We start from the raw sequence: 13,037 nt of genomic DNA, 5'->3' as shown, positions 1-13,037 counted from the left end.
CACCACGAGAAATCGTGTCTGGACTGTGCAACGGTGCCGTCGGTGCGCATCACGCCTGCCCCGGTTCGGCGAGTGCCGCCACCAGTTCGGTCAGCATGTCCGGGTCGAGCGGCTTTTCGATCCAGCCGGTCGCGCCGGCCGCACGCGCTGCCGCCTTGAACGGCTCGCCCGATTCGGTCGTCAGCAGGAGGATTGGCGTCGCGCGATAGGCCGGGTTGCCGCGCAATGCGGTAATCAGATCGAGACCGGTCTTGCCCGGCATGTGCTGATCGGTCAGCACGAGATCGAAGCGGATAGCGAGTGCGTTCTCCAGGCCCTCGTTGCCGTCGGCGGCGAGCGTCACCTCATAGCCGGCCGTCGTCAGCGTCGCGGAGAGAATCTCCCGCATCGCGGCCGAATCGTCGATTGCCAGAATGTGCCTGATCATTGAAACCCCTCGCTGCGCATGCCTTTATCTTGTTGCCTGGTGGCTGCCGATGCTGCTTTATGGTCCCGCCGCTACCGGCGGCGGTATCTTCTGCAACAACGGCCGCGCAGAACCCGCTGCATCGTCGGACAACGTGGTCGTCGTCGTGTCGTCGCGCATCATGGCTTCCTCCGACTTCTTGTTCAGCACGATGATGCTGATCCGGCGGTTCTCCGGATCGAGCGGGTCGGCCTTGTTCAGGTTCTGCGTCGACGCGAGACCGATCACGCGCAGCACCTTCGCTTCGTCCATCCCGCCCGCAATCAGCTCGCGCCGCGATGCATTCGCGCGATCCGCCGACAGCTCCCAGTTGCTGTAACCCTTCTCGCCGCCCGCGTACGGCACGGCATCGGTGTGTCCCTGCACGACGATGCGGTTCGGCACGTCGTTCAGCGTGTGGCCGATCTCGCGCAGGATGTCGCGCATGTACGGCTCGACCGTGTCGCGCGCGGTCGCGAACATCGGCCGCTTCTGCGAATCGACGATCTCGATGCGCAGCCCGGTCAGCGTCGAATCGATACGAATCTGTTGTTTGAACTGACGCAGCACCGGGTTTGCTTCGATCGCGGCCATCAGCTTCACCTGCAGATCGTGCAGACGCGCCTGCTCGCGTCGCTCCAGCTCGCCCTGCAGCGTGTTCAGCGCCTGATCGTCGGCGCGGCTTTCGCTGCGATCGGCGCGCTTCGTCGTGCCGTCGCTGGAGCGCGTCACACCCCAGTTGTCGCTCGTGATATCGCGCCCGCCGCCGCGCACCACGCTCGATTCCTCGGCACTGCGCACGCCGCCCCACAGCGACACCTTGAGCGGCTGGTTGAAGTAGTCGGCGATGCCCTTCAACTGCGCCGTGCTAGCCGAACTGAGCAGCCACATCAGCAGAAAGAACGCCATCATCGCGGTCATGAAGTCCGCGTAGGCGAGCTTCCATGCGCCGCCGTGATGGCCTTTCTTCGCCGGCGCCGAACGCCTGACGACGATTGCGCGGTCTTTGTCTTTGCTCATCGTTTTTTCGGTCCCCGGGCGTCGCCTTTATCCGGCCTTACTTCGCCTTGACCCGGCGCACGTGCTCTTCCAGCTCGGTGAACGACGGGCGTTCGGTCGAGAAGAGCACCTTGCGGCCGAACTCGACGGCAATGGCCGGCGCGTAGCCGTTCAGGCTCGCGAGGATCGTTACCTTGATGCACTGGAACATCTTGGTCGACTCGGTCACGCGCTGTTCGGCGAGACTCGAGAGCGGACCGATCAAACCGTACGAAAGCAGAATGCCGAGGAACGTGCCGACCAGCGCCTGCGCGATCATCTCGCCGAGCACGGCGGGCGGCTTGTCGGCGGAGGCCATCGTGTGGACCACGCCCATCACCGCCGCGACGATCCCGAATGCCGGCATTGCATCGCCGACCTTGGCGAGCGCATGCGCCGGCGCCTCGCCTTCCGCGTGATGGGTTTCGATTTCCTCATCCATCAGGCTTTCGATCTCGAACGCGTTCATGTTGCCGCCGACCATCAAGCGCAAATAATCGGTCAGGAATTCGACGATGTGCCGGTCGGCCAGGATCTTCGGATACTGCGTGAAGATCGGGCTCTGCTCCGGGTTGTCGATGTCGGCTTCGAGCGTCAGCGTGCCTTCCTTGCGGGCCTTTGCGAGCAGGACGTACAGGAGCGCCATCAGCTCCATATAGACGTCCTTGTTGTACTTCGAGCCCTTGAAGAGCGTCGGGATCACCCGCACCGTTGCCCGGATCGTCTTCATCCCGTTGCCGAGGATGAACGCGCCGAGGCCCGCGCCCGCGATCATCAGTATTTCGACGGGCTGCAACAGCGCGCCGAGATGGCCGCCCGCCAGTGCATAGCCGCCGAAGACGGACAACAGCGTTACGAGTGTTCCCACGAAAATCAGCACTGCCGGGCCCTCACAAAAAAATCGACGTTGACCGTCGTTAATTGGGTTTACGGCAGCGGAGCGGAAAACTTTGGCGGAAAAGCCGGCGCGTGTCGGCACTTGAGCGGTGGGCGCGTGGCGGCATGGCGGCGTGGAGGGACCGGTGGGCCGCGCCGGATGAAGCCTGCACCGACCGCCTCAGGCCTTGGGCGAATCGCCGCTGAGCTGGGACGTCGGAGCCAGCGCGGGCGGAACGCAAGGATTCAGGCAGCGTGTTTCACGCAGCCAGCGCCGGCACCTGCCCTGCGCGCGCTTTCGCGTCGGCGGATTTGCGCGTCTTGCCGGCCCGCGACGGCGGCTGGCACAGCCCGCAGACGAAGCCCTGCCGCGGATCGTGTGCGTGCGCAACGAAATGCCCGCCGCAGCGCGAGCACGCGGTGATCTGCAGCATGTCCGAATCGAAGAATCGCACTAACGTCCACGCCCGCGTGAGGCTCAGCACCGGCTCGTCGCCGTGCATCTGCACGTGCTCCAGATACAGCCGGTAGCTCTTGACGATCGACTCGATCGTCTTGCAGCCGCCGTGATCGGTCATGAACCGGTAGATGTTGTAGAACAGCGAGGAATGAATGTTCGGCTGCCAGGTCATGAACCAGTCCGCCGAAAAAGGCAGCATGCCCTTGGGCGGCGAAACGCCCTTGAGCTCCTTGTAGAGCTTGATGAGCCGGTCGCGTGACAGGCTGGTCTCGGCTTCGAGCAACTGCAGACGCGCGCCGAGTTCGATCAGTTCGATGGCGAGAGTGATCTCCCTGACCTCGAGCACTACGCTTTTATGTGCCATCCGCTCCGGTTCCCGCGTCCTGTCGGTTTCCTCGTGATGCAACGGCGGCATCAGCCAAGCTGTTCGACCGGCTGGCTGGCCATCAGGATCGCGGAATGCGCCTGGGCGACGGCGCTGGTTTTGCCCTTGTCTGCGAGCGAGCTGAGGATCGCGTGATCGTCGAAGCGGAAGCGGCACAGCACCTGGTTCGACGCGGCAAGCTTCACGGTCTGGGCCAGCGACAGGCTGGCGAGCACGTCGGCGAGCTGGTCGGAGATCCCCATCCGGAACATGCCGGTCTGCTTGTCCTCGCGCAGCAGGCGCTGGGCGAGCAGCAGATAAGACAGGTTCACTTCCCTGATCTCAGTCAGCATTTCACTGTTGGCGCTCATGATTCCCCCGAGTCGATCTGGCTGGTCAGGCCGTTCCGAAAACGTTTGCTCACCCGCACGCATCGATGCACGTGGAATGGCCCGTTTATGGTCATGCCTGAATTGTGGCCAAAGGGAAAGAGAACGGAAATCGGACAGACACCCCGGTTGGCAGCCGGAAAAATCCCTTAATGCTGTCGGAGTTTTTCCTACAAACGAACGACTTGGGGAAATGGAATGCGGGCTGTTCTAAACAGTGCCGAATGGCACCTTCGGTGGGCTGGCCGAATTATAGAGGCTTTTCATCGGGCCGTAATGCACTGCTGGTATTTCGCCGCAAACCCTTGCTGAGCACGCTTCCGCGCTTGATCCGATGCCGTGTGCGGCTTACTGCACAAGGCTTTAAGGTCAATCGGAGAACCCGTTACGCATGATGTTTCTCGCTGTAACAACATTAAGCGTTTGAAAAATAGCTCGAATTGCGACGCTCGATCCCGATAATGAGACGTAAGGAGAAACCCCAACCGGTTTGATCGGGGCACCCCTCGGGCGGCGGCCTGCCGCGCCCTTCCGTCCGATGGGCACTCGCCTTGCTACGCTGCCACGCAGCGTCCCCCGCGAAGCCCCTGAACCAGGAGATTACGCATGCGAATCGCACAAATCGCGCCGCTATACGAAGCTGTCCCGCCGAAACTCTACGGCGGCACCGAGCGCGTCGTGTCCTACCTCACGGAGGCGCTGGTCGACCTCGGCCACGACGTGACCCTGTTCGCGAGCGGCGATTCGGTGACGTCGGCGCAACTTGAAGCGGCATGGCCGCGCGCGCTGCGGCTCGACCCGACCATCCGCGATGCAATGGCTCCGCATATGCTGCTGCTCGAGCGCGTACGCCGCGTCGCCCATGAGTTCGATGTGCTGCACTTCCATCTGGACTACCTGCCGTTCCCGCTGTTCTCGACACTCGACACGCCGTTCGTCACGACGCTGCACGGCCGACTCGACCTGCCCGAGTTGCAGCCGATTTTCGACGTGTTCTCCGACACGCCGGTCGTGTCGATTTCGGATTCGCAGCGCCTGCCGCTGCAACAGGCGAACTGGCTCAACACGATCTATCACGGCCTGCCGGACCAGTTGCTCACGCCGCAGGCTCACAAGAAACCCGAATACCTCGCGTTCCTCGGTCGGATCTGTCCGGAAAAACGCGTCGATACAGCTATCAAGATCGCTGCGCAAAGCGGTCTGCCGCTGAAGATCGCCGCCAAGGTGGACAAGGTCGACCAGGACTACTTCAAGGCGGAGATCGAGCCGCTGCTGTCGCAGGCGCATGTCGAATTTGTCGGCGAGATCAACGAGGCGCAGAAGCCGGAGTTCCTGTCGGGTGCGAAGGCGCTGCTGTTTCCGATCGACTGGTCGGAGCCGTTCGGGCTTGTGATGATCGAATCGATGGCCTGCGGAACACCGGTCATCGCGTTCAACCGCGGCTCGGTGCCGGAGGTGATCGATCACGGCGTGACCGGCTTTATCGTCGAGGATGTGCAGGGCGCTGTTGCTGCGTTGCAGCGCCTCGACGAGTTGCCGCGCGACGCGATCCGTGCGCAGTTCGAGCGCCGCTTTAGCGCGAAGACCATGGCGCAGAATTATGTCGATGGCTATACCGCGCTAATCGAGGCGGCTCGCCGCCCGGTGTTGCGTCGCGTAGCGGCGGGCTAACCCGCGGCGGATTCGCATTGCGTAAATCTGCAATGTGAATCGTTTGCGCGGACGCAAAAGTGGGTTAACCGTCCCGGACAAAAAGGCCGCCCTTTACGGGCGGCTTTTTTATTTACCAATGGCATGGGCCATTGATGTGCGCGTACCGACGATTCGGCAAGAATTGGGGTAAACGCCGGCCTCGGTGTCTATCCCGCATTCACCCTTGCCATTGCCTTCGGAACGCTTTCGTCAACCGGACGATTACGCTTGCTCGATCAAAAAGCGGTCGCGGTTTTTGCCGGCAATCCATTTAGGCGGCTTACCGCGGCCACTCCAGGTACTGCCCGTTTTCGGGTCGTGATACTTCGGTGGAAGCGGTGCCTTTTTCGGCGGACGCCCCCGCCGGGCAGGCGCGGCAAAGCCGAGATCCTGGGCGGACAGCCCATACTCGACAATCTTGCGTTTGATCTCCGCAATCACATTGATCACTTCGGTACGCCGGGCGTCATCCGCCTGGGCTTGCAGGCGGACGATCTGCGCCTTGAGATCCGCATATTGTGACATTCTGGCTCCCCCTTTGTAGCACTGAATGGCCGGAGATTAGCTGTAACTAAAGAAATTCGCAATGGACAATAATACTGCTATAACAGGATTACGTCTGATAATTATTAAAGGAACCCAAATTGTTAAATTGAAAAGAGTCTTGCCTTCAGTAATTGTTTCACTTCGTGGAGATTGACAATTGTTGACACCCGCGTCTGTTGCATTTGCCTAAAAATACGCGTTCCGCGGCCTGCATCGCTCATCCCGACGATGTCTTGCCTCTTACCGGTCTTTTTCAGGAGCCACATATGCCACTTTCCAAACGCCTTGCCGCCGAGTTCTTCGGCACCTTCTGGCTGGTCCTCGGCGGCTGCGGTGCCGCTGTACTAGCCGCCAGTTTCGCGGGACCGGTCCACGGTCTCGGCATCGGGTTTCTCGGCGTCGCGCTTGCCTTCGGCCTGACCGTCCTCACGATGGCCTTTGCGATCGGGCATATCTCGGGGTGCCACCTGAACCCAGCGGTTAGCGTCGGTTTGACGGTGGCCGGGCGTCTGCCGGTTCGTGACCTCGTCCCGTACATCGTCGCGCAGGTAATCGGCGCGATTGTCGGCGCGTTCGTGCTGTCGGTGATCGCTTCGGGCAAGCCGGGCTTCGACCTGGTCGCGAGCGGCTTTGCGACGAATGGTTACGGCGATCACTCGCCGGGTCACTATTCGTTGATGGCTGCGTTCGTCTGCGAAACGACGATGACGGCGTTCTTCCTGTTCGTGATTCTCGGCTCCACCGACCAGCGCGCACCGGCCGGCCTCGCGCCGATCGCAATCGGCCTGTGCCTCACGCTGATCCACCTGATCTCGATCCCGGTGACCAACACGTCGGTGAACCCGGCGCGCTCGACGGGGCCGGCGTTGTTTGAAGGCGGAGCGGCGATCGACCAGTTGTGGCTCTTCTGGGTGGCGCCGATTATCGGCGCGATCATCGCGGGTGTGATCTATCCGCTCGTGGCGGGGCAGCAGCGTAACGCTCAGGCGTAACGCGGGCCGCTTCTTCGATTGAGCATGGCAAAACGGGCGCTGCGGCGCCCGTTTTGCTTGTGTTAGCGCGGCATAGACGGGCCGCGGGCACCGTGCTTATGAAGTGAGTTCACCATCGAGCGCGAACAGCTTGCGCAACTGATGCGCGACGCCCGCTTCGAAATTGTTGCCGATGCGCGGCACATCAGGAAGCCTCGCGATCAGATCCGGATTCGCGTTGTTCATCATGAACGGATGCCCGGCTGTTTCGAGCAGATCGATGTCGTTCATGTTGTCGCCGAACGCGACGCAGTGCGACGGCGCGACACCGAGACGATCGAGCACGAAGCTCAACGCCCGTCCCTTCGATACATTCGACGTCATCACTTCGAGGCAATCGGACGCCGAGTACGTCACGTACAGCGAATTGCCGAATTCCCGTTGCAGGTTCACGGCTACGTGAGCGAGGTCGTCGGCCCCGCCGATGTACAGCACCTTCGCAATGTCGGTACCGTCGTGCTGCGGCATGTCGACCACGGAATAGCGGAAGCCCGAGTCCTGATGAAAGCTCAGCAGCTGCGGCGCATCGCGATCGATCAGCCATGTCTGGTCGGCGAACAGATTGACGATGATGCGGCCATGCGAACCGGCGATGTCGGGCTGCACGAGGCGCCGCACGGTGACCGGCGGGAGGTCGTCGGCGTATATCTTCGTGTCGTCGGGTGCGTGAATTCGCGCACCGTTGGACGTGATCAGATACGGACGGATGCCGAGCAGGTCGCGAATGCCGGCTGCATCGCAATAGTGCCGACCCGTTGCGATGATGAACTGCACGCCCTGCGCTTCGAGTCGCCGCACGGTTTCGACAGTGAGCGGATCGAGCTGGTGGTTGCTGTTGAGCAGGGTTCCGTCTAGATCCGTCGCGATGACTTTGTACATGGTGTGGTTGAGTGGACGACTTCAGTGGACAACATCAAGCGGCATATTTTATCGCCTGTCCACTGCGTCGGCCGCCTATTTTCCGGCGATGCGCGCGGCTTCGCGCCGGGCGAGCTGCAAGCCGCCATGCGCTGAATCGGCCAGCGGCGTGCGCAAACGATGCTGATACTCCGACGGTACGCATGGACGCAGCGGTTCCGCGAGGCCGCCGCATAGCGCGACCGGCATCGTATTCGATGGATCGAGTGCCGCGATCATCCTGCCGATTTCCGCTCCCGCATGAGCGAGCAACCGCGCGGCGAACGGGTGCTCGCGATGCGCGAGGATCACGGGTGCGAGCGTCGCGTAAGCGGTCTGGTTCGCTTCGCACAGCCAGACGATCAGCCCTTCGGTATCGGTAGCGCCAGCGTGAGCGAGCAACGCCTGCGCGAAGGCATCGACGGGTACGCGGCCGTCGGCCGCCTGTTGCGCGTGAACGATTCCGCGCACGCCGAGCCACGCACCGCTCGCTTCATCGCCCGATGGAAAACCAAAGCCGCCAACGATCCGGCATGCACCCTCACGATCGAGCACAGCCGCTATGCTACCGGTGCCGATGGCGACAATTACGCCCGGCTCGCCGCCGTGCGCGCCGAGCAAGGTCGTATACGCGTCGCTCTCGACCGCGATACCGGCAAGCTGCGGTGCCGCTGCGTGGAAGGCCGCAAGCCAGTCGCGGTTCACGGTGCCCGCAAGACCGCACCCGAGCACGCAGCGCGATCGGTCGTATGTCAGGCCGGCAGCAGCGAACGCTCCGGCGCAACCCGCTTCAATCGATTCCCACGCGCGCTCGACGCCCAGCCCGAGCCCCGATGGCCCGCTCGATGCCTGTGCCAGCACACGGCCTTCGGCATCGCCGAGAATGACGCGCGTCCCGGTGCCGCCACCATCGACGCCAAGCAAAAAGAAGTCTGTATTCATGCGCTAAAGATTCGTGAAGGGATGCCGCATAGCGTGGCAGGTCCGCTGCGATCCGGCAATCGACCAAAAGGCCAGGTGGCGGCGACGGTTCATTCCGTTATGCTTGCGTCAACCTGAACAAGCGGAGCAGGACCGTGACACAGCGATGCACCTGGGCAACGAGCGAAGCGCTCGCACACTACCACGACACCGAATGGGGTGTGCCTTCACGCGACGATCAACATCTGTTCGAAATGCTGGTACTCGAAGGCGCGCAGGCCGGGTTGTCGTGGTCGACGATCCTGAACAAGCGGGAAGGATACCGGCGCGCATTCGCCAACTTCGATATCGACACCGTCGCCCGCTTCACGCCCAAGCAGCTCGAACCGCTGATGCTCGACGCGAGCATTGTCCGTAATCGCGCGAAGATCGAATCGGCGGTGGTCAATGCGCGCGCCGTGCAGCAGATTCAGGCGGAACATGGTTCGCTCGCGAACTTCGTCTGGTCGTTCGTCGATCAGACGCCGATACAGAACGCATTGACCTCGTATCAGCACGCACCGGCCTCGACCGAGGTATCCGATGCGCTCAGCAAGGCGCTGAAGAAATATGGCTGCAAGTTCGTCGGTACGACGATCTGCTATGCGTTCATGCAGGCTGTCGGCATGGTCAACGACCACCAGACCGATTGCGTGCGCCACGCGCAATGCGCGGCGTTGGGCAAGAAGGGACGTAAGCGCAAGGCGGGCTGATAGCCCGGGGGTTCCGAAGAAGTGAGCATGCGCTCACTTGCCGCTTTTTCGGCATTTTTGCAACAAAAGCGGCCGAAAAGCGCGGCACTCCGGGAAAGTCCCGAATCTGTCGTTGTTAGTGTCGGTCAGCTCCGTGGCTCAAGGCTTTGCGCGACGCTCACCGGGCACGCATGCGTCGGCCGGCGGTCAACGATGCGCTTCGCCGCTCGTCAAATTCCATTTTTACCGCCTGGGCCCGTTATAACGGTTAACAGGCGGCAGGGTCGCGTCGTGCAAACGGACGACGCAACCATCGGCATCCGGGACTCAAGGTGCCGCGCTCGAATAACGAACAGCGAACGACCGCTGCGCATTGCGCAGAGGAGAAACACCTTGAAGAATCCAGACTTCCTGAGCCATCAGGAGATATTCGACCAGGCTGTGAGCCATCTTTTCGGCCAGGGCCGTACCGCTCTTCTTCCGCGGGGCGGCGGCGCCTATCGGGGCTATTGCGGGGGCTGTCCGGTTGGCAGTTTTATCAAGCCGCGCGACTACATGAGCGCGATGGAAGGTATTCCGGTGCGCTACATCGGCAAGCCGCCGGTCGATGTGCCCGCGTATATGGACGTGGGCGTTCTCGCCCTGAAGAAAGCGCTGCTACGCGCACGCATCAACATCTACGATCCGCTCACCGTCGAACTGCTCAGTTGCCTGCAGAACGTTCACGACGTCTTTGCCCGCTGGGAATGGGATGAACGGCTGGGGTCGATTGCGCGCCAGTTCGGTTTGTCCGCGGAATGCATTAAGCACGCTGCTTAAACGCTTTCAACCTCACGCTGCTGCCCGCCCAATCACTGTTACAGACGAAAAACGGCGGGGGGGGGGGGGGGGGGGGGGGCCCCCCCCCCCCCCCCCCCCCAAAAAGAAAGGGTTTTTTTCTGTTTTTGGGGCACAAGGGGGGGGGGGGGGGGGGGGGCTGGCGGGAACGACCCGCCCAGACTGGGGGGAACTTTCCCACCAAACACCGGGGGGGGGGGTTTCTTCCCACCCCCCCCCGCCGTCAGGCCATCCGTAAAAGCGTGCTTAGTGCAGCTTTTTCGGCAGCATCTGGCTGCGCAGGCGCTTGTGCAGGCGCTTCACAGCTGCAGCCTTCTTGCGCTTACGAGCCGTGGTCGGCTTTTCGTACGATTGGCGTTCACGCAGTTCGGCGATCAGGCCATTTTTTTCGATAGCGCGACGAAAGCGGCGGATCGCCACTTCGAACGGCTCGTTTTCTTTCAGAAGAATCGTCGTCATGTAATTCCTAACTCAAATCGCTTGATACGGTTAACTGCGTGGCGGTAAGCCGCTCACGCGCCGGCCCTCCGGGCGCTTCAATTCATGGATGAACCACGGATGAAACGAGAGGCAAAGCGGCCGCGGAGGCCGGAAAAGAGAGGTGGGGAGTTCACCGCTTAACACGGGCAGACGCATGTTGCAGCCCCGCGTCTGATCGCCGCCTTGGCGCCGGAAACGACGTCAAAACGGCAAAAATCTCAATTCACTCTCGATCATATCAGGAAAGCAGCCGGCAGACCACCCTTTTAGCGATACCGCTCAGGCACTTGCGTCATTCAACGTACCAATGTCGTCGTCCGAAAGGGCGAGGTGTACCGCTGCCACAAGGCTTTTCAGCTGCTCGAGCGAGGTCGCGCTGGCAATCGGCGCCGTTATGCTGGGCCGCGCAATCAGCCATGCCAGCGCTACCGTTGCGGGCGTCACGTCGTGGCGACCGGCCACTTCGTCGAGCGCCGCCAGGATGCGCAACCCCCGCTCGTCGAGATAAGGCTCCACGCGGCTACCGCGAGCGCTCTTCGCCAGATCGGCCCGCGAGCGGTACTTGCCCGACAGAAAGCCGCTTGCAAGGCTGTAATACGGCACGACGCCCAAGCGTTCCGCCGTCGCGACCGGCTCGAGGTCCTGCTCGTAGGGGCCCCGATCATACAGGTTGTATGCGGGCTGCAACAGCTGATAACGCGGCAAACCATCCGCCCGGGCCACATCGAGCGCTTCCGTGACGCGCGCGCCACTGTAGTTCGATGCGCCGATCAGCCGCACCTTGCCCGCTTCGATCAACCGTTGATACGCCCCCAGCGTTTCCGCGAGCGGCGTATCGGCCAGATCGTAGTGCGAGAAATAGACGTCGATGTAATCGGTTTGCAGGCGACGCAGCGAGTCTTCGACGGCGGCCTGGATGTTGTTCGCGGAGAGGCCCTTGCGCCGCTCCAGCTTGCCCACCTTGGTCGCAACGACGATCTGATCGCGCTTGCCGCTGCGCTTGAACCACTTGCCGATGATCGTTTCGGACTCCCCGCCCTGGTTGCCGGGAACCCATGCGGAATAGACGTCGGCGGTATCGATGAAGTCGAGGCCCGCATCGGCGAACGCGTCGAGAATCGAAAACGAAGTCGCTTCGTCCACGGTCCAGCCGAACACATTGCCGCCGAACACGAGCGGCGCCACTTCCACCGAAGAATTGCCAATAAAGCGTTTCTGCATAACACCTCCAAGAGCGCGATGTGCGGGGCGCCATCGAGAATACGCTCCCGCCTCCACCTTCGCAGTGAGCACGCCCCGTGCCGCCTCGCGCGGCTACGCCCCTAAAGTTTTCTCGCCGATGCGCCGACAACCAGGAAAGGCGGGCAGCGCCGCTCGTCAGAAGCGCTACGCCGAAACTGAACCAGCCTATATCCGAGGCGTTTTCCAAACGAGGGAAAAAATGCTGAATATCAACACGAACATTCTTTCGCTGCAGACTCAAACGAATCTGTCCGGCTCACAAAGTGCGTTGTCGCAAGCCATCAACCGCCTGTCGTCGGGCAAGCGCATCAACAGTGCAGCCGACGATGCAGCCGGTCTCGCGATCGCCACGAGCCAAACCGCCGCGATCAACGCGCTGAATCAAGGCGTGGCGAACGCGAACAACGGCATCTCGATGGTGCAGACCGCCGCTGGCGCGATCTCCTCGACCGTCGACAACCTGCAGCGTATCCGTCAGCTCGCCACCGAATCGGGTGACGGCTCGCTCGGCACCGCCGCTCAGGCGAACCTGCAGACCGAAGTCTCTACGCGTCTGACGGAAATCAACCGCGTCGAATCGCAAACGACGTTCAACGGTCAGGCCGTGCTCGGCGGTCTGGGCAACGTGCAGTTCCAGATCGGCGCGAACGCGAACCAGACCGTGACGGCAAGCTTCGGCACGACGGTGTGGAACACGGCCGGTCTCGGCGTGTCGGGTCTCGACATCTCGACGACCTCGGGTGCACAGGCTGCGATCACGGCAATCGACGCCGCGCTCGCATCGGTCAACAACTTCCAGGCAACGCTCGGCGCAACGCAAAACACGTTCTCATCGGCCATCACCAACACGCAAACGACGTCGACGAACCTGAGCGCCGCGAAATCGCAGATCACCGACGCTGACTTCGCAGCGGAAACGGCCAACCTGAGCAAGGCGCAAGTGCTGCAACAAGCCGGTATCTCGGTGCTGGCTCAGGCGAACTCGCTGCCGCAACAAGTGCTGAAGCTGCTCCAGTAAGGATTAACCGATGGACACGGCGTCGCAGTATGATGCCGTGCCGCCGGAGCCATTGCCTCACTTGCATCAC

Annotated in this window: 15 protein-coding genes; 5 read left to right on the top strand and 10 right to left on the bottom strand. The window is 62.0% G+C overall.

From position 1 onward, the window contains the following. Window positions 1-49: 49 nt before the first annotated feature. The 5 genes from M0D65_RS24955 to flhD form a co-directional block, all read right to left on the bottom strand. Window positions 50-427 carry a response regulator gene (locus M0D65_RS24955; RefSeq protein ID WP_266254997.1) on the bottom strand — a complete coding sequence of 126 codons (378 nt, stop codon included), beginning with the start codon at window positions 425-427 and terminating at the stop codon, window positions 50-52. Between the two features lie 57 nt (window positions 428-484). Further along, complete coding sequence (gene motB, locus M0D65_RS24950; protein WP_091017214.1) at window positions 485-1,465, bottom strand: flagellar motor protein MotB; 981 nt, start codon at window positions 1,463-1,465, stop codon at window positions 485-487. Window positions 1,466-1,502: 37 nt separating this feature from the next. Continuing rightward, window positions 1,503-2,363 carry a flagellar motor stator protein MotA gene (gene motA / locus M0D65_RS24945; protein ID WP_091017211.1) on the bottom strand — a complete coding sequence of 287 codons (861 nt, stop codon included), beginning with the start codon at window positions 2,361-2,363 and terminating at the stop codon, window positions 1,503-1,505. 256 nt (window positions 2,364-2,619) lie between these two features. Next, entirely contained in the window at window positions 2,620-3,183 is a 564-nt protein-coding gene (flhC, locus tag M0D65_RS24940; RefSeq protein ID WP_091017591.1) for a flagellar transcriptional regulator FlhC, read from the bottom strand. A gap of 50 nt (window positions 3,184-3,233) precedes the next feature. Then, window positions 3,234-3,554 (bottom strand): flagellar transcriptional regulator FlhD, encoded by a 321-nt coding sequence (gene flhD / locus M0D65_RS24935; RefSeq protein WP_266254996.1) that lies wholly within the window; start codon window positions 3,552-3,554, stop codon window positions 3,234-3,236. A 624-nt stretch (window positions 3,555-4,178) separates the two neighbouring features. Between flhD and M0D65_RS24930 the strand changes: the two genes are divergently transcribed. Then, a complete protein-coding gene (locus M0D65_RS24930; RefSeq protein WP_091017207.1) occupies window positions 4,179-5,243 on the top strand; it encodes a glycosyltransferase family 4 protein in 1,065 nt (354 codons plus the stop codon). Between the two features lie 243 nt (window positions 5,244-5,486). Here the strand turns inward: M0D65_RS24930 and M0D65_RS24925 are convergent, their stop codons facing one another. Continuing rightward, the gene (locus M0D65_RS24925) at window positions 5,487-5,789 is read right to left on the bottom strand and encodes an H-NS histone family protein (RefSeq protein WP_091017205.1); all 303 of its coding nucleotides are present in this window, start codon (window positions 5,787-5,789) and stop codon (window positions 5,487-5,489) included. A 287-nt stretch (window positions 5,790-6,076) separates the two neighbouring features. Here M0D65_RS24925 and aqpZ point away from each other — a divergent pair, with 287 nt between their 5' ends. After that, complete coding sequence (gene aqpZ, locus M0D65_RS24920; protein WP_091017203.1) at window positions 6,077-6,802, top strand: aquaporin Z; 726 nt, start codon at window positions 6,077-6,079, stop codon at window positions 6,800-6,802. A gap of 96 nt (window positions 6,803-6,898) precedes the next feature. Here aqpZ and M0D65_RS24915 read toward each other — a convergent pair whose 3' ends face one another. Together M0D65_RS24915 and M0D65_RS24910 are read right to left on the bottom strand one after the other, a co-directional pair. Beyond that, the gene (locus M0D65_RS24915; protein WP_266254995.1) at window positions 6,899-7,720 is read right to left on the bottom strand and encodes a Cof-type HAD-IIB family hydrolase; all 822 of its coding nucleotides are present in this window, start codon (window positions 7,718-7,720) and stop codon (window positions 6,899-6,901) included. A gap of 75 nt (window positions 7,721-7,795) precedes the next feature. Then, entirely contained in the window at window positions 7,796-8,680 is an 885-nt protein-coding gene (locus M0D65_RS24910) for a BadF/BadG/BcrA/BcrD ATPase family protein (protein ID WP_266254994.1), read from the bottom strand. Between the two features lie 134 nt (window positions 8,681-8,814). Between M0D65_RS24910 and M0D65_RS24905 the strand changes: the two genes are divergently transcribed. Next, window positions 8,815-9,411, top strand: coding sequence for a DNA-3-methyladenine glycosylase I (locus M0D65_RS24905; RefSeq protein WP_266254993.1), 597 nt, complete (start codon window positions 8,815-8,817; stop codon window positions 9,409-9,411). Between the two features lie 372 nt (window positions 9,412-9,783). Then, entirely contained in the window at window positions 9,784-10,209 is a 426-nt protein-coding gene (locus M0D65_RS24900; RefSeq protein WP_091017194.1) for a hypothetical protein, read from the top strand. Between the two features lie 264 nt (window positions 10,210-10,473). Here M0D65_RS24900 and rpsU read toward each other — a convergent pair whose 3' ends face one another. After that, window positions 10,474-10,686, bottom strand: coding sequence for a 30S ribosomal protein S21 (gene rpsU, locus M0D65_RS24895; protein WP_006050883.1), 213 nt, complete (start codon window positions 10,684-10,686; stop codon window positions 10,474-10,476). A 300-nt stretch (window positions 10,687-10,986) separates the two neighbouring features. Beyond that, entirely contained in the window at window positions 10,987-11,928 is a 942-nt protein-coding gene (locus M0D65_RS24890; protein ID WP_266254992.1) for an aldo/keto reductase, read from the bottom strand. Window positions 11,929-12,148: 220 nt separating this feature from the next. Here M0D65_RS24890 and M0D65_RS24885 point away from each other — a divergent pair, with 220 nt between their 5' ends. Then, window positions 12,149-12,967 carry a flagellin domain-containing protein gene (locus tag M0D65_RS24885; protein ID WP_091017189.1) on the top strand — a complete coding sequence of 273 codons (819 nt, stop codon included), beginning with the start codon at window positions 12,149-12,151 and terminating at the stop codon, window positions 12,965-12,967. Window positions 12,968-13,037: the final 70 nt, after the last annotated feature.

Origin of the sequence: Paraburkholderia sp. CHISQ3, assembly GCF_030464945.1 — a bacterium.
In the GTDB taxonomy this organism is placed as follows: domain Bacteria; phylum Pseudomonadota; class Gammaproteobacteria; order Burkholderiales; family Burkholderiaceae; genus Paraburkholderia; species Paraburkholderia megapolitana.
The sequence above is the reverse complement of the archived record's forward strand: the minus strand, read 5'-3'. Positions and strand labels throughout refer to the sequence as shown.

Excerpts from the sequence above, each read along its gene's own strand:
- flhD (WP_266254996.1), bottom strand. The coding sequence starts at position 3,554 with ATGAGCGCCAACAGTGAAATGCTGACTGAGATCAGGGAAGTGAACCTG.
- M0D65_RS24910 (WP_266254994.1), bottom strand. The coding sequence starts at position 8,680 with ATGAATACAGACTTCTTTTTGCTTGGCGTCGATGGTGGCGGCACCGGG.
- M0D65_RS24890 (WP_266254992.1), bottom strand. The coding sequence starts at position 11,928 with ATGCAGAAACGCTTTATTGGCAATTCTTCGGTGGAAGTGGCGCCGCTC.
- M0D65_RS24955 (WP_266254997.1), bottom strand. The coding sequence starts at position 427 with ATGATCAGGCACATTCTGGCAATCGACGATTCGGCCGCGATGCGGGAG.
- motB (WP_091017214.1), bottom strand. The coding sequence starts at position 1,465 with ATGAGCAAAGACAAAGACCGCGCAATCGTCGTCAGGCGTTCGGCGCCG.
- rpsU (WP_006050883.1), bottom strand. The coding sequence starts at position 10,686 with ATGACGACGATTCTTCTGAAAGAAAACGAGCCGTTCGAAGTGGCGATC.
- M0D65_RS24925 (WP_091017205.1), bottom strand. The coding sequence starts at position 5,789 with ATGTCACAATATGCGGATCTCAAGGCGCAGATCGTCCGCCTGCAAGCC.
- aqpZ (WP_091017203.1), top strand. The coding sequence starts at position 6,077 with ATGCCACTTTCCAAACGCCTTGCCGCCGAGTTCTTCGGCACCTTCTGG.
- M0D65_RS24930 (WP_091017207.1), top strand. The coding sequence starts at position 4,179 with ATGCGAATCGCACAAATCGCGCCGCTATACGAAGCTGTCCCGCCGAAA.
- flhC (WP_091017591.1), bottom strand. The coding sequence starts at position 3,183 with ATGGCACATAAAAGCGTAGTGCTCGAGGTCAGGGAGATCACTCTCGCC.
- M0D65_RS24915 (WP_266254995.1), bottom strand. The coding sequence starts at position 7,720 with ATGTACAAAGTCATCGCGACGGATCTAGACGGAACCCTGCTCAACAGC.
- M0D65_RS24885 (WP_091017189.1), top strand. The coding sequence starts at position 12,149 with ATGCTGAATATCAACACGAACATTCTTTCGCTGCAGACTCAAACGAAT.